The 15,335-nt window shown below is 47.9% G+C and carries 16 protein-coding genes and 1 pseudogene; 5 read left to right on the forward strand and 12 right to left on the reverse strand.

Annotated elements, in window-relative coordinates:
• From ABYP73_RS04625 to ABYP73_RS04645, 5 genes and pseudogenes are all read right to left on the reverse strand, one after another.
• Positions 1-455 (reverse strand): annotated as a pseudogene (locus tag ABYP73_RS04625) (LTA synthase family protein); the annotation flags it as partial.
• A 3-nt stretch (positions 456-458) separates the two neighbouring features.
• Positions 459-1,886, reverse strand: a complete 1,428-nt coding sequence (locus tag ABYP73_RS04630; protein WP_372973582.1) for a glycosyltransferase — start codon at positions 1,884-1,886, stop codon at positions 459-461.
• A 5-nt stretch (positions 1,887-1,891) separates the two neighbouring features.
• Positions 1,892-4,015: a HEAT repeat domain-containing protein gene (locus ABYP73_RS04635; RefSeq protein ID WP_372973583.1), complete on the reverse strand. Its 2,124-nt coding sequence runs from the start codon at positions 4,013-4,015 to the stop codon at positions 1,892-1,894.
• 35 nt (positions 4,016-4,050) lie between these two features.
• Positions 4,051-4,416, reverse strand: a complete 366-nt coding sequence (locus ABYP73_RS04640) for a response regulator transcription factor (protein ID WP_372946150.1) — start codon at positions 4,414-4,416, stop codon at positions 4,051-4,053.
• A gap of 4 nt (positions 4,417-4,420) precedes the next feature.
• The gene (locus ABYP73_RS04645) at positions 4,421-6,160 is read right to left on the reverse strand and encodes an ATP-binding protein (protein ID WP_372973584.1); all 1,740 of its coding nucleotides are present in this window, start codon (positions 6,158-6,160) and stop codon (positions 4,421-4,423) included.
• Between the two features lie 129 nt (positions 6,161-6,289).
• Here ABYP73_RS04645 and ABYP73_RS04650 point away from each other — a divergent pair, with 129 nt between their 5' ends.
• Positions 6,290-7,573, forward strand: a complete 1,284-nt coding sequence (locus ABYP73_RS04650) for a dipeptidase (RefSeq protein ID WP_372973585.1) — start codon at positions 6,290-6,292, stop codon at positions 7,571-7,573.
• Position 7,574: 1 nt separating this feature from the next.
• Here ABYP73_RS04650 and ABYP73_RS04655 read toward each other — a convergent pair whose 3' ends face one another.
• Entirely contained in the window at positions 7,575-7,973 is a 399-nt protein-coding gene (locus ABYP73_RS04655) for an acyl-CoA thioesterase (protein WP_372973586.1), read from the reverse strand.
• A gap of 211 nt (positions 7,974-8,184) precedes the next feature.
• Between ABYP73_RS04655 and ABYP73_RS04660 the strand changes: the two genes are divergently transcribed.
• Positions 8,185-8,706: a 5'(3')-deoxyribonucleotidase gene (locus tag ABYP73_RS04660; protein WP_372973587.1), complete on the forward strand. Its 522-nt coding sequence runs from the start codon at positions 8,185-8,187 to the stop codon at positions 8,704-8,706.
• 96 nt (positions 8,707-8,802) lie between these two features.
• Positions 8,803-9,213, forward strand: coding sequence for a glyoxalase (locus tag ABYP73_RS04665; protein ID WP_372945021.1), 411 nt, complete (start codon positions 8,803-8,805; stop codon positions 9,211-9,213).
• Here ABYP73_RS04665 and ABYP73_RS04670 read toward each other — a convergent pair.
• A complete protein-coding gene (locus ABYP73_RS04670) occupies positions 9,202-9,882 on the reverse strand; it encodes a DUF2461 domain-containing protein (protein ID WP_372945020.1) in 681 nt (226 codons plus the stop codon). The two genes, ABYP73_RS04665 and ABYP73_RS04670, sit on opposite strands and share 12 nt — an antisense overlap.
• Before the next feature lie 96 nt (positions 9,883-9,978).
• Here ABYP73_RS04670 and epsC point away from each other — a divergent pair, with 96 nt between their 5' ends.
• On the forward strand, positions 9,979-10,773 hold the full coding sequence (epsC, locus tag ABYP73_RS04675) for a serine O-acetyltransferase EpsC (RefSeq protein ID WP_372973588.1): 795 nt from the start codon (positions 9,979-9,981) through the stop codon (positions 10,771-10,773).
• On the forward strand, positions 10,763-11,650 hold the full coding sequence (gene cysM, locus ABYP73_RS04680) for a cysteine synthase CysM (RefSeq protein ID WP_372945018.1): 888 nt from the start codon (positions 10,763-10,765) through the stop codon (positions 11,648-11,650). The genes epsC and cysM overlap by 11 nt, the downstream gene beginning before the upstream one ends.
• A gap of 60 nt (positions 11,651-11,710) precedes the next feature.
• On the opposite strand, the gene ABYP73_RS04685 is transcribed toward cysM, so the two are convergent.
• The 5 genes from ABYP73_RS04685 to ABYP73_RS04705 form a co-directional block, all read right to left on the reverse strand.
• A complete protein-coding gene (locus tag ABYP73_RS04685) occupies positions 11,711-12,613 on the reverse strand; it encodes a mechanosensitive ion channel family protein (RefSeq protein ID WP_372945017.1) in 903 nt (300 codons plus the stop codon).
• Positions 12,614-12,659: 46 nt separating this feature from the next.
• On the reverse strand, positions 12,660-13,160 hold the full coding sequence (locus ABYP73_RS04690) for a Dps family protein (protein WP_372945016.1): 501 nt from the start codon (positions 13,158-13,160) through the stop codon (positions 12,660-12,662).
• A gap of 256 nt (positions 13,161-13,416) precedes the next feature.
• Positions 13,417-14,235: an alpha/beta hydrolase gene (locus ABYP73_RS04695; protein ID WP_372945015.1), complete on the reverse strand. Its 819-nt coding sequence runs from the start codon at positions 14,233-14,235 to the stop codon at positions 13,417-13,419.
• The gene (locus ABYP73_RS04700) at positions 14,228-15,097 is read right to left on the reverse strand and encodes an alpha/beta hydrolase (protein ID WP_372973589.1); all 870 of its coding nucleotides are present in this window, start codon (positions 15,095-15,097) and stop codon (positions 14,228-14,230) included. Before ABYP73_RS04700 ends, ABYP73_RS04695 begins: the two co-directional genes overlap by 8 nt.
• Before the next feature lie 66 nt (positions 15,098-15,163).
• Positions 15,164-15,331, reverse strand: a complete 168-nt coding sequence (locus ABYP73_RS04705) for a CorA family divalent cation transporter (protein ID WP_372973590.1) — start codon at positions 15,329-15,331, stop codon at positions 15,164-15,166.
• Positions 15,332-15,335 lie beyond the last annotated feature (4 nt).

Below are 15,335 nucleotides of genomic sequence, written 5' to 3' on the forward strand. Positions count from 1 at the left end.
ATTCTGTAAGACAAATACAGGAGGACTACGGCAAAAAAGAAGAAAACAGGTGTGTAGTAAAGGAAGGACCATCCTCCCAGAGCCTCGACGCGTTCGATAAACCCTGCCCCTAGAATCTCATAATTATCCACGTAATACTTGATCAGGAGACCTTCTGCGCCCAATAGCACCACCAGGCATAGTGACACCATTTTAAATCCGGCATTGGCTTTTAGTTGCTCGAGAAATTTATAAGGGAATACCAAAAACAGGGCCGTGAGGGAAACAAATCCGAGATGATGTACCAAAAGGAGGAACAGGCTCTTGTTGAGTACACTGTCCAGTACGCCTGCACTGAACAAGGTAATGTTCTGGTACAGGGCAGTTGCCATCAGGCAGAGGAAGAACGCAAGGATCAGTCTGATGAAATCCCTAAGATCCCTTCTCTTTACCGGTATGTGTATTTCTGTACGCATAGCTTATGCCTTTGCAAAACCTTTCCTGACCTGTGATCCCCATCCCGATCTGATCTTGAACAATTTTTTATAATTACCCCTGACCGAGGACCATACCACCAAAGGATGAAAGAACACGGGCTCCAAAATGGCCGCCAGCATCAGGGTCAGAATATCTTTGGTTCGCGAATACTGATTATAAGAATACACCTCCCACAGAATGGCGTAGAAGGAGAACATGATGGAAAAACTGTAGATGGTGATCGTAATAGCAATAAAGAAATCCCAGTTCAGGATTCCGAGATACAGGAATACGATCACGGCCAGACATCCGATGAATTCCAGCAAGGGCGCCAGCCACTCATAAAAGAACCAGTAGGGATAGCTCAACAATCCCAGACGTCCGTACCTGGGGTTAAAGAACATGTCCTTATGAGTACTGAGGGTTTCCAGGTTGCCTCTAGCCCAGCGATCGCGCTGATTGATAAAGATCTTTCTGCTTTCGGGAACCTCTGTCCAGCACAAGGGATCCGGAATATAGGCTACGTGATAGGGTTCCTTTCTGTCGTGCATATAGCGTCTCATCCTGAAAATGATCTCCATATCCTCCCCTACCGTATGGGTGTCGTATCCTCCAACAGCCAGAGCGATCTCCCTGTCGAAAAATCCAAAGGCCCCTGAGATGATCAGCAGGCTGTCTAACCTTCCCCAAGCCATCCTTCCCAACAGAAAGGACCTGGTGTATTCCAGGAGTTGAAATCTTGCGAGCCAGTTCTTTGGCAACCTGATTTCCTCCAGGGTACCCCCTGAGATCTTACAGGAATTCGCTACCCGGATCACCCCTCCCACGGCGATGACCCTTTTCTGAGAATGCTGATAGAAGGATTTGACCACGTGCAACAGGGCTTCGGGCACGATCAGGCAATCCACATCGATACAGCCCACGTATTTGTTCTCTGAGAGAAAGATCCCTGCATTGAGGGCATCGGATTTGCCTCCATTGGCCTTGTCAACCACGGTGAGTTTGGCAAATGACCTCTGGGTTGATTTATAGATCCCACGGATGGGTTTGGATTTGATATGGGGATCGATTTCCCTGTCGATCTTTTCCAGATGATAGGCGTCGATGAGTTTCTGGAGGGTATCGTCCTTGCTCCCGTCGTTGACCACCATCACCTCATAGTTCACGTACTGAAGGGAGAGCAGGGATCTGACATTCTCCACGATGGTAAGGCCTTCATTGTAAGCGGGAGCTATGATGGTGATGCCCGGTGCCAGCGGAGAACCCAGGGTCTTGGTGATATTCCCAAAACTGTTCTTATTCTTGTAGTGGATAGAGTTTCGCGTGGCGAAATAGGCCATCAGAACATAGAGCGTAAACAGCATACCCGAGAACACCAGAAAGACGATGTTCAGGTACTCCAGGATTACATTGAATACGCCATTGTCCATAATTACTACCCTTGTTTTTTCAATTCTTCCAGATCAAAATTCAGCATATCGCCGGGTTGAGAAACCTCTGACCATTTGATGAGACTTTCCTTTTCCTGCATCTTACCGGCTTCGGCTTGCAATCTTTTCTGAAGCTTGTTCCTGACCTCTTCAGCCATTTTTCGGATACGGGAACTGGGATCTTTCTTCAGGGTATCGAGAAATAAGAGTTCCCGGTGATCGCCCAGTTCGGGGATCTCATTCAGGAGGATCAATTTGGAGTCCTCATCGCACTTGCTGAACAATTCTTTAAAAATGCTGTACCCAGGTTCTTCCTCCACTTTTGAGTCGTCTTCTGTCCTTATTGATTTTTTATCATCAGCAATTTGAACCTCCGTTTCCCCATTTTGCAGTGCTTCCCAATCGACCAGGGCGCACGTATTTTCGGCTTCAACCGTATCAGTTTCCTCCTCCTCTTCACAAGGCGTAACGGCAGCATGGGACGGTGCTATTTCTTTCTCCTCGGATTCCTCCTCCACTGCTTGAGGTAGCTCAGAATCGTCCACCTCAGGCTCATTGCCGACCACAAACGGAAGAAAATTGAAATTCAAATATTCCACTTCCGTATCTCCTTCAGGATTTTGTACTTCCACCCTGCTCAGGATATCTTCCAGTTCCTCTCTGAACTCGGCATCTGGGTGTACTTCCTCGTAATTAACACGGAGCTGCCATAGCCGCTTCCTTGTTTTTTTCTTGGGTCTTTTCTTATCCATCTCAGTTGGTTTTTCGGTAACAAGGGGTAAAAAATCAAGTGGCAGGTATCCGGAATGCTCCTCTTCATCCTGCCTCCTGCCATTGAGGATCTCGTTGAGTTCCTCCATAAAACAATGGTCGAAGATCTCCAGGTCCTCATAAAATAGTTCACTGTGTTCCCCGGTCACTTCAATTTCTTCTTCAGCGGTCTCATTAGTTGGGGTAACCTTTTGCTCGTCCGCTTCCGGAGCAACAGGACTCTTTTCGGTTTTACCTTCGGTTAATGTATTCTCGATACCCGCAGATTCGTCAATTGCTTCCTCTTCCACTTTGGGCTGCGTATCCGGATCGATAAGGGGATCCAGATCTTTGAAAGGAAGAATGGTCCCTGGGGCAATGGTATTGATGGCGCCCAGGGCCTTACTCCTGACATTGAAGTTGGACACTTTTTCGTGGACCTCCCTGAGGAAGGGTATGTGCTCCTCCTTCCCTATGGTGCCTATGGCGTCCAGGATGAGAATTCTGGTATCCCTTTTAGCCCGGTAAAAAGCGGCCATGAGTGTTGGGATGGCCTCGGTGATCCCGAATTCCTTGATACAGTCTATCGCCGCCTGTTTGACCTCTTCATCCTTGTGTTTCAGCAATTCCGTAACGGAAGCATTGGCATCAGTCTGGTTGTAGTACCGGATCAGTCGGAGCGCAAACAGTACGACATCCTTGTTGGCCGACATGAGCCAGACTCCGAAATTAGGCGGGATAAAGTCCTCTTTTTCCCGCAGTATCTCCAGGATCTTGATCTGCTGCCATTCGGAAATCGGATAACGGTTGGAATCCAGAAAATGCCCGATTCCTTCGTGCTTAAGGGAAACCATCGCGATCTGGGCATGCCTCCTGATGACATTTTTCCTGTGGTTGATAAACTTTCGGATAGCTGTGTATGCCTCAACAACCTGCATTTGGGTAAGCTCCACGATACCCTTGGTCGCCACCTCCCACCTCCAGCTTTTCAATTTGGCCAAGGCATCGAGGTGCAGGTCGAAATCCTTGTACAGGGTGAGGAGTCGGTTTCGGGAATCTCCGGTGAGATCACGCTGCAGGTCCAGCAGAATATCCTTTAGGATACTCCTGTTTATGGAATCTTTGAGAAATTCACGCATCTCGACCTTGAGTCCGATATACTCGTATTTCTCCTCCTTGCTGGCATCTTCCCCATAAAAGAGAAAATTACTGATGATGGGGGTGAGTTCCTTCCTCCTTTTAGCAATGTTTCGGGATTTGGCCGAAAGCCTGTTCCTGAAGAAGAATATAAAACTGAAATAAAGAATACACAGGCTTCCGAACAAGACGCTTAAATCCCACAAAAGATCCGTATGGATCTCTGGGATGCTCAGCAGCATGGAAAACTGATATGTAATCTTTGTTCTAATGAATATCAGGCTTTGTTGAGTTCCCGTGTAACCCTGACCAGTAGTTCGGCCGGACTCACGGGTTTTGAAATAAAATCATTGGCCCCCAGTTCAAAGGCAGAGAGCACATTCTCCTCATTTCCGGCCGAGGAGATAATGATGATCGGCACCTTGGAATTCAGGGTGTTTCTCACATAATCGACCAGTTCGAGCCCTGAGAAATAGGGCATCATGATGTCGCTGACTATGATATCCGGTATCTCCTTTTCCAATTCCTGTTTTACTTCCCTTCCGTCACAGGACCAGTGAACCTTGTATCCGGCCTTGTCCAGGCGGTAGTTTAAAAGGGAAGCCAGCAATTCGTCGTCGTCGGCGAGCAGGATCTTTTTCATGATGTCAGGAGTTTTCTCTTTTAAGGCGTGTCAATTCACTGTCTATAGCGAATTCCACCATAGGGTATTCCTTTACGAAGCGGTCATACAAGTACTGCATCCGATCGAAATCAGGGTCATTTATGCAGTGGTCCTGGATTTGTTTTAGCAGGATCAGCAGGTTATCAGCCTGCACCATGGCCAGTCCTGATTTCATTTTATGGGCTGCGAAACGCAATTGTTCCTCATCTCGATTCTTCAGGTGCATTTTTGCACGGCCTATAAATTCCAGGACGTTGCCCTTGAACAGGGTGATCAATTCTTCGAGCATGTCTACCTCCCCCATACAGTCTTCCAGCATACCTGAGAGGTCAATCCGAAAACTGTTTTCCCGTGTATGGATACTGTTTTCAACTGATGGGGTATTCGCCATGGAAGATGGCTTAGCTGACTCCGGGAAACCGTATTCCATAAGTTTGTCCAGTAATTCTTCGGGAGTGAAGGGTTTTAAAATAAAATCGTCGATCCCGCCTGCCTCAGCCTTCTCCCTGTCGTGCACAGAAAAATCTGCGGTCAGGGCGATGACCGGTACGCTGGAGATCCTTGGATCCTCAGAGGCCCTTATCCTACGGGTGATCTCGTAACCGTCTACCACAGGCATATGCAGATCCATAAAGACCACGTGAATGTTTTCTTGTTCCAGTATTTTTAACCCTTCCACCGCATGTTCGGTGACAAAGTGGGTACAGCCCCAGTTCCTGAGTCGTTTCCTGATCAGCCACTGGTTGAGAGGATTGTCTTCGAAGACCAGCACATTCAGGTTACGGATGTCCTTTGTGGGTGTTTTTTCTGCCTCTGTCTCTTTGAACTTCTCCTCCTTCCCCACTTCAAATGCCAGGGTCATGTCGAATTTTGTTCCTTCGTTCACCTTGCTCTGGACCGAAATGGTACCACCCAGTCTGTCTACGATCTGCTTGACGATACTCAAGCCAAGTCCGGCACCCCCGTATTTGGAGAAAGTGTGCTGCCCGGCCTGCCTGAAGGCATCGAAGATATGATCCAGATCCTCCCCGGGAATCCCAATACCGGTGTCTATGATCCCAAATTGGAGGTATGCCTGACCTTTTTCGATCTTCTTGAGGTTCGATTCCAGCACCACCTTGCCTTTGTCGGAGAACTTGATCGCATTGCCCAGGAGATTGAGTAACACCTGGGTGAGCTTGGAGGGATCCCCCAACAGGAAATTCGGGATATTGGGGTCTGTCTTAACCTCCAGGGTTATTTTTTTGTCGACGATCAGTGTTTCACAGAGGTAGGCGACTTCTGTGATGAGGTTGTGAAAGTTGAAGGAGACCACTTTGAATTCCTCGGATCCCGCTTCGAGCTTGGAATATTCCAGGAGTTCGTTGATGATTTCCAGCAGGGATCGGGATGCCGACATGATCGCATTGACCTGTTCTTCCTGAGCTGGATTCAGGTCGCCTTCCTTCAGGAGATCCGCAAACCCCATGATCCCGTTCAGGGGGGTCCGCACTTCGTGGCTTACCTTGGCGATCAGATGTGATTCACTGTTTTTGGAAGATACTTCCTCCGATTCGGGCGGATTCGGTTCATGTCCCCAGATCTTCGTTTCCAGTTCGTTTTTGAAATGGTCGAAGGATCTTTTTAAGCGGCCGGCTTCTTCAGTACTTAGTTCCTCAAAAGAAAAATTGTTCAGGGCGAGTTCCAGGTCGGAGATCTGTGTGAGTAGGTTTTTTGAATTCAAGATCGGGTCTTTGAAGGTTTAGATTACTTTACTAAAATCCCGATTTACCGCTGGGAGGACAATTAAATGTTACCTACGGGGTGGAATGTGTTGTCAAAATGCTTTATTTGTAGGTCTAATTCGAATGCAATGAAGTATTTCACCCTGTTTTTTTGCTTTTTATCGATGATCGCCTGTGGGGAGGCCGAAAAGGACAATCCTGATACCCTACGTGAAAAAGCGGAACGGATACACGCTAACGTGATCACCATCGACACTCATGACGACATCAATGTTCGCAATTTCACTGACAGCGTAAACTACACCCAGCGGTTGGAGACCCAAGTGAATCTGCCTAAGATGAAAGAAGGCGGACTCGATGTCGCCTGGCTCATCGTCTACACAGGGCAGGATTCTCTTACCCCGACCGCCTACGCGAATGCAGAGGAGAACGCCATGGCCAAATTCGATGCTATTCATCGGCTCTGCGAGGAGATCGCTCCGGACCAGATTGGCCTGGCTCTGAACTCGGATGATGTAAGGAGGTTACATTCAGAGGGGAAACTCGTGGCCATGATAGGCGTTGAAAATGCCTATCCCATGGGGGAAGACCTGGGGAATTTCAAAAGATACCACGATCTCGGAGCACGATACGTCTCCCTCTCCCATAACGGACACAGCCAGTTTGCGGATTCCAATACAGGGGAAGCCGATAGTATTTGGTTACACAACGGTTTAAGTGAACTTGGCAAAAAAGCTGTATATGAGATGAATAGGCTTGGAATTATGATCGATGTATCTCACCCTGCCAAGAGTTCAATGGAACAGATCATCGCCCTTACCAAAGCCCCTATCATCGCATCCCACTCCTCTGCTCGCGCCCTGTGTGATCACAGCAGGAACCTGGATGACGAACAGCTTATGTGGATGAAGGAAAACGGAGGGGTGGTACAGACTGTGGCGTTCAGCTCGTATCTCAACACAGAGAAAGACAAGGCCAGGCGGGCTTATATGGAAAAACTCTATGAACAGGTGGCAGATTCCCTTGGGATCACCTGGTACAACAGAAGGGAGTACAGAAACCTCCCTCCGGATCAAAGGGAAGAGTACCTGGAATACTATCCCCGGATAATTTCACTGGCGAAAGAAATCGCTTCGACGAGACCGGATGCCCCGGCGCCTGTCGATGTAAAGGACTTTGTGGATCACATCGACTACATGGTCGGCCTTATCGGGATCGACCACGTTGGGATCAGCTCCGATTTTGACGGAGGTGGCGGCATCGATGGCTGGTCTGATGCTTCGGAGACCTTCAATGTAACCCTGGAACTGGTTAACAGGGGGTATTCGGAAGAAGACATTGCCAAACTTTGGGGGGAAAACCTGTTAAGGGTACTGGACGAGGTCCAGGCCATTGCTGAGCAAATGCAGTAGTCTAATCTTCCTCTTCCGCCAGGCGGTCCTTTACGTATTCAACCTTGGTCTTACCGTGAGGCAGGGGCTTTCCCTTCTCATCGAGGTTTACCATGATGATGTTGTCTACCGTCAGGATGGTCTCGTGGTTCATTTTATTCCGCGCTTCGCATTTCAGGACCAGGGAAGACTTCCCGAATTTGACCACTTGGATTCCGATCTCCACGATGTCGCCCTGGTGGGCCGTACTCATAAAGTTGATCTCCGACATATATTTGGTGACCACTTTTTTGTTTTCGAGCTGGATAATGCTGTACAGGGCAGCTTCCTCGTCTATCCACGAGAGCAACCTGCCTCCGAACAGGGTCTGGTTGGCGTTCAGGTCTTCTGGTTTGACCCACTTTCTGGTGTGAAATCGCATATGTAGATTTTTCCTAAAATTACTACTATTATCGATTGTATAGGCTGGCTTCGTAAAACAAGGGAACAGAATTGTCAAGTACGTAAAAGGGAGGCCCCTCTGATGCATCTTTGTTATTTTAAGGCCTCCGGGATTTTCGCATTGTTAAACTAATCTCAAGGGAGGGGCTTATTTCTTTTAATTTTAGGAAATTCGCATCAAAGCTCGATTTATGATCCTCTTCGTGGATATGGATGAAGTGATGGCGGACACCTATACCGCCCACATCGAATACTACAACCGGGAATTCGGAGAGAACCTCACCCGGGAGGAATGCATGGGCCATGAGGTATGGCAAAAGGTACCGATATCCAGGAAGGACAGCATCTGGCAGCACTATTACCAGAAAGGGTTCTTCAGAGGGCTTAAACCTATTGAGAACAGTATAGAGGTCCTCCGGGAACTCAACGAAAAATACGCAGTGTATGTGGCTTCGGCTGCCATGCAGTTCCCGAATTCCCTCCTTGAAAAACATCAGTGGTTGGACGAGCATTTCCCCTTTATACACTGGAAGAACCGAATCCTCTGTGGAGACAAACAGATCCTCAGAGGGGATGTCCTGATCGACGACCGCAGTCACAACCTGGAAAATTTCGTCGGCAGACCATTGATCTTTACCTCCCCCCACAACATTCACACCAACCATTTTGAAAGGGTGGATTCCTGGGAAGATATAGCCAGGGAATTGCTTTAAACCTTGCGGGGTCTTTGTTCATAACCCCGTTAACAAGTAATTCGAGCCTGTCTCCTGCCCCTTTTTTGATTTTCTAATTTTATTAAAACTTCTGAGATGAACGATAGATCTTCGGACCTCCTGAGTTTACGCCCTGAACTCCCAAATGCCCGGATCAATGACGAAATGAGTCGGGATGAACGCTTCCAAAACACCACCCTCAGGCCTGTTATCAAATTCCAGAACTCCCTGCTGATCGCAGCTTTCAGGAATTATGCACAGAAGCACAAGAATGTTTTCTACGGCCTCAATCTGCCCAAAAGACTGGGGTATATAGAACATGCCATCCAAAAGGATATGAAGTTCAGAAACTCCCTGAAAGGCATGATCATCGGCCAGTTCACGGTGGAGGAATACGAACTGTATATCCAGAACTCTTCAGCCCTGAACAAACGGATGATGAATATGGTCATCGAAAGGCTTAAGGATCAGGTACAACTGTTCGATCTTGCCGAATTACCGCAATAGGGATTCCCCGTTCAGATCTGTGGTGAGGATCTCGCTCATCAGGTCGAAATAAGGTCTGATATTCCTGAATGAATGATCGACTTCCGACAAAAATCCCGGTGACAGCACCTCTTTGTCCGTGAAGTTCCTGACGAAGATGAATTGTTTTTTCCGGATCAGGTCGATGTCCGGATGCTCCTTATCAAACCCCTTGGGAGCCGTCTTCAATTCCTCCCCCACCAGATCACCCCAGGTATTTCGAAATCCCCTGGCCTGTATAACACTTCTGAATTCACTGGCGTCCATTTCCAGCTCCTTCCTGATCCTGTACAGGTCTTCCTTGTTGGGTTCCCAGAAACCGGCTGCAGCAAAGGTTTCCCCGGGCTTTATCCTGAGATAATACCCTCCTCTCAAAGCCTTTCCAGCCCGTGAAAAGGATCCGGCAAAATGGGTTTTATATGGGGTCTTATCCTTGGAGAATCTGACGTCCCTGTAGATCCTGAACATCTTCATCTTTTCTATGTCATCATGCTTTTTCAGCGCTTCCATCAGGGATGTGTAAAACGACTTGACTTCCTTTTCCAGGGATTTGAATTCACTTTTGTGCGCTTCAAACCAGTCCCTGTTGTTATTGGCAGATAGCTTTTTGAGAAAATCCAGCGCCTCAATGCCGATCCTTTCTGTACCCATAGGTATTGATGTATTTTAAAGAATTGTAATAAAGTTAACCTTTTTGCCTTAGGGGCTTTTTAATTATTGGTTAATTTTAATTCGTAATACGCTCTTATGGACACCCGGACGATCATAGATAAGATAAAGCAGAATAAGAAACAGCCCAACCTCAGGTTCAGGCTTAAGAAAGAGACAGAAGCCTTCACTGACCTGTTGTTCCTGTCCCTTTTTGACATAGAGACCCCTATTGAAAAGAACCTGCCCAGGCTTCAGGAAAAATTCGACCTCCTGGCCGACCTGGCCTGCTGGGATCCGGAGCGCGCCTGTTCCTCAATATGGGAGGATTACATGCAGACGTTACCGGGCATTCTGGAAAAGTTGAACCTCGATGCACGGGCGATTGCTGATTGCGACCCGGCATCCCTCTCCATTGAAGAGGTCTACCTGGCCTATCCAGGGTTTTATGCCATAGCGATCTACCGCCTCGCTCACGAATTGTACAAAAAGAAATTCCCCCTGGTTCCCAGGTTGATGACCGAATACGCCCACCGGCAGACGGGAGTTGATATCAATCCCGGTGCTCACATCGGGAAGTCGTTTTTTATAGACCACGCCACCGGGGTGGTCATTGGTGAAACCGCCGTGATCCACGACCATGTGAAAATCTACCAGGGCGTTACCCTGGGAGCACTCTACGTCGCCAAAAACCTGAGCGACACCAAAAGGCATCCAACCATAGAGAACAACGTGACCATTTACGCCAACGCGACCATCCTGGGTGGGGAAACGGTCATCGGTGCCAATTCCATTATCGGTGGTAACGCCTGGCTTACCAGTTCGGTACCCCCCAATTCAAAAGTATACCACAATCCGGAAATCGAAATCAGAACACATCAAAATGACAAATAGACTCACCGATCTGATCGGGAATACACCCCTGGTGCTTTCAAAGTCCCTGAATGACAATCCTAAGGTCAGGCTGTACTTCAAACTGGAAGGTCAGAACCCGGGAGGAAGCGTCAAAGACCGGGCTGCGTTTAACATGATCGCCTCCGGACTGGAGAGAGGGGATATTTCAAAAGAGTCCCGCCTTATTGAAGCCACCAGCGGCAATACGGGCATCGCTCTGGCCATGATCGCAGGGATCTACGGGCTTAACATCGAGCTCGTCATGCCGGAGAATGCCACGAAGGAGAGGGTTCAGACCATGAGAGCCTATGGGGCTAAGGTCACCCTTACCCCCTCAGAAGGGGGGATAGAAGGTGCCCGGGATTACGCAGAAGCCAAGGTGGAAAAGGAGGGGTACCTGATGGTCAACCAATTCGGGAACCAGGACAACTGGAAGGCCCATTACAAGACAACCGGACCCGAGATCTGGCGGGACACCCGGGGTGAGGTCACCCATTTCGTATCCTCTATGGGAACAACGGGCACTATTATGGGCACCTCGGCATTCCTCAAGGAGAAGAAAAACTCCGTTCAGATCGTCGGGGTGCAGCCTACTGACAATTCCAGTATTCCTGGCATCCGCAAATGGCCTGAGGAATACCTGCCGAAGATCTTCGATCCCTCCAGGGTAGACCGGATCATGGAGGTCAGTGAAACGGAAGCCAGGGAGATGACCCGTCGCCTGGCCCAGGCAGAAGGGATCTTCGCAGGAATGAGCAGCGGAGGGGCCACGACTGCTGCCCTGAGGCTGGCCCGGGAATTGGATGAAGGAGTGATCGTCTCCATTATCTGTGACCGGGGAGACCGCTATCTCTCTTCAGATCTTTTCGAACAATAAACAAAAAAGTGCACCCGTGGGCGCACTTTTAATTCCGAGGGATTAAAGTCCCTGCTTGTATCAGTTAGTTGAAAATGCCTCGGCTACCTTTTTGGCGTTCAGGTCCAGGCCGGAATTGAATTCCAGGGTCCGAATAGGGAAAGGAATATTGATACCTTCCTTGTCGAATGCTTTTTTCAGGGCCTTTATAACCGTATTCTTGGCTCGGAGTTTTTCGATGGCACTCTCGCTGGTGATATAAAACCTGATGATGAAGTTGATGGAACTCGCACCGAATTCTTCAAAATAGAATTCGACATCCTCGGCGGATTCTACCTGCTCAATACACTCTTTCACTGTGTTTTTCGTAAGGGTTTCCACTCTGTCGAGGTCTGATTCATAGCCAACTCCGCACCCGAGTACCACGCGCATCCTGTTGGTCAATGTGAAATTCTTCAACGGGTTCTCCAGGATGGTCCTGTTGGGGATGATGACCTTGTTGTTATCCGCCTCTTTGATTATAAAATTATTGAGATTGATCTTGACGACTTCTCCCGCAAAACCGTTGGTCTCGATCCAATCGCCTATCCTTATGTTCTTGCGGAAGGACAGGACCACGCCGGATATTGTATTAGATAAGGCTCCCTGCAGGGCAAGACCCACAACGAGTCCGGCTACCCCGGCACCTGTGAGCAATGACATGAGGGCGTCATTCAAATCGAGTATGCTCAGGGCTAGGAACAGGCCAATGAGTACAACGATCACAGTGGTCAGGTTGGAGATCAGGTTGGTGATGGATTTTTGAGGGACACGTGACTGAACGATATTTTTGACGCCTTTGCTTATATATCTCGCCAAAAAATAGGAGATCAACAGGACCCCAAGGGCCAGCAGCATGTTTGGTAAATTCTCTACCAGGGTTGTACCCCAGTCGGAAAGCTTATTCAGTAATATGTCTAAGGATGATGATAATTCTTCTTTCATGAAATCGGATTTAATGTTAAACAATGATTGAATTGCCGCAATCCCCTTAGATGATGGTGGCCGTTTTCAATTCATCGTTCTTCCCGATATTCCAAGCGTTCAGCATCCAGCTGGTCTTTTCGAGCTCCCTGATATAGGCGCCAATAAGGTCAATGGTTCCTTCATCCCCTACTTCATCCGCCTTGTTGATGACGGTGCTCATCTGTTTCAGGAGAATACTGTGAGCTTTCAGGATCTCAGCGATCATCTCTCGATCTGTCTTTTTTCCCGTACTTTCTTCAATCGTACCGGTCTTCAAATAAGCACTGAGATTGCTCATGGGGTGATAGCGAAGGGTGAGGATTCGTTCTGCGATCTCATCGATCTTTTCCCTTGCGTCCATATACATGGTCTCAAATTGCTCATGCAGGTCGAAAAAATTCTGTCCGAGGATGTTCCAATGGAAATTTCGGAGTTTTTGATAGTAAAGGTGATATTCTGCCAGCAGCGTATTCAATTCGATCACTACAGGCAATAATTGTTCTTCTTTGATATTCAAATAGTTCATTCAAGTGGATTTTAAACGTTAATAAAAAAGTGGTGTTGGAACTTTTTTCGGCCTGTTAGGAAAGGCCGAATCCGGGCGACTGCCCTTAAAGAAATTATGTGTTTATAAAAACCAACTACTTGAATATAAGATATATAAGTCCTTAGTCAAGTCATTTAACAGGGATTAACAGGATTTTAGACTTATTAGTATAAAGAAGTGTTAAGGCGCAGTTCAAATGTTAACGTCCTTGGGTAATTCATAAAAGAAATCCCTCTTACGGATCCTTTTGTGAGGAGGGCTGCAAAATGCTCTCGAGCGCTTTATGGTATTTATTAAAGGAGCTGAGGTTGTTGTGTTGTCCTCCTTCGATCTCTATGAATTGTACGGGTTTCCCTTCCAGGCTTTCCCTGAGCTTATAGGCCGACCTTATGGGAACCACTTCATCCCTGTTTCCGTGGAGGATCACGATGGGCGACTCTGCAGAACGCAGGAATTCGTAATTCCTCATGGGATATTTTAAAAAAGACTCCACAGGCAGGACAGGGAACCGATCCCTGGCGACATCCAGCAGGCTGTAAAAGGGTGTTTCAAGGATCAGCAGGGAAACCTGATGGGCAGAGGCTACATAGGAGGCCATGGCCGAGCCCAGGGAACGACCGTAAAGGATGATCTCTTCCCTGGGGTATTGGCGTTCCAGGTATTCGTAGAAGGCCCGTGCATCCTCCAGAAGTGCCTTTTCGCTCAGTTTTCCTTTGCTTTTCCCATACGTGCGGTAATCCATGACCACCAGGTCGTAATTCAATCGAACCAGGTCCTGGACTATTTCGCCCCACCGTGAAAGGTTTCCGGCATTGCCGTGAAAATAAAGGATGACACCTCTGGGATCCTCCCGTTTGAAATGCAAGGCATTGAGCCTGGCTCCATCGGGTCTTTCGAGGTAGAATTCCTCAAAAGGTTCACGAAAGGAATAGGTGTAGTTCGTCGACAGTTTCTCGGGGAGGAAGATGAGTTTCTCTTGAAGGAAGTACAGCATACTTAAAAGGAAAAATACACCTGAAATCAGGGCTATTAAAGCCTTTTTCAGGCTACGCATAAGGTTTGGGTTTATCGTGTTGGACTGAAATGCTCGATCCTTCGAGGTTTATCTTTACCGGTTTAGAGGTAATGATGTCGTGCAACATCTTGTGGTAGGATTCGAAGGTATTTAGGTTTTTATGCCCTCCGCCAATAACGGTATAGAGGGTGGTCTGTTTTGGTTTTATCTTTGAGAGTTTCAGGCTCGATTTATACGGGATCAGGTGGTCATCGGTACCGTGGATGATATGTATGGGGCATTGCACGTACCTGAGCCACTTGTACGTGGGCATGGGAAACTTGATGAGCAGGGACAGGGGCATAAAAGGGATGTATTTTTTGGCCACATGGCTGAGGCTGTAGTAGGGTGCATCGAGGATCAGCATGCGGGGATTGTTCATGGAGGCCAGCTTGGCAGCAAAACCAGAACCGAGGGACCTGCCGTAAAGAATGATGTACTTCTCATCCACCTTCTCGCGAATCTTTTCATAGACCACCTGCATATCTCTTTTGATTGCCTTTTGCGTGCGCCGACCTGTGCTTTTCCCAAAGCCGCGGTAATCTACCATCAGGACATCATACCCGTGGCGGGTAAAGTCGACTGCAAATTTCCCCCACCCCTTAATGCTCTTCGAATTTCCTTTGAGGTAGAAAACGACCCCCTTCGGTTCCCTGGCTTTAAAACGCAAGCCATTGATCACAGCCCCATCCCGGGTCTCTACATTGTATTCTTCGGTTTCCTGATTCTCATAATAAAACTGGAAGTCGGACGGCAATTTCTCGGGCTTGAACATGAGGTAGTCCTGCAAGAAAAAGATAAGCACGCTGATAAGGAGGTAGATGACCCCCAGAATAAGCAGTATCTGGACCCAAACCGGCATATGCTGAGTTTGCTCTCAAAGTACAAAAATTATCAAAAGATTAAAGAGGCGAAAAAAGGAGCCGCCTTAAATCCATTTTCTTTTTTTGAAGTAGATCAGCATCACGATTAGGACTGTGATCATAAGGCCCCAGACCATATAATACCCGTTTTCCCAGTGAAGCTCGGGCATGTTGTCAAAATTCATCCCGTAAATGCCCACGATAAAGGTGAGGGGAATAAAAATGGATGCCATAACC

This window comes from Muriicola sp., assembly GCF_041567615.1.
Taxonomy (GTDB): Bacteria; Bacteroidota; Bacteroidia; order Flavobacteriales; family Flavobacteriaceae; genus Muriicola.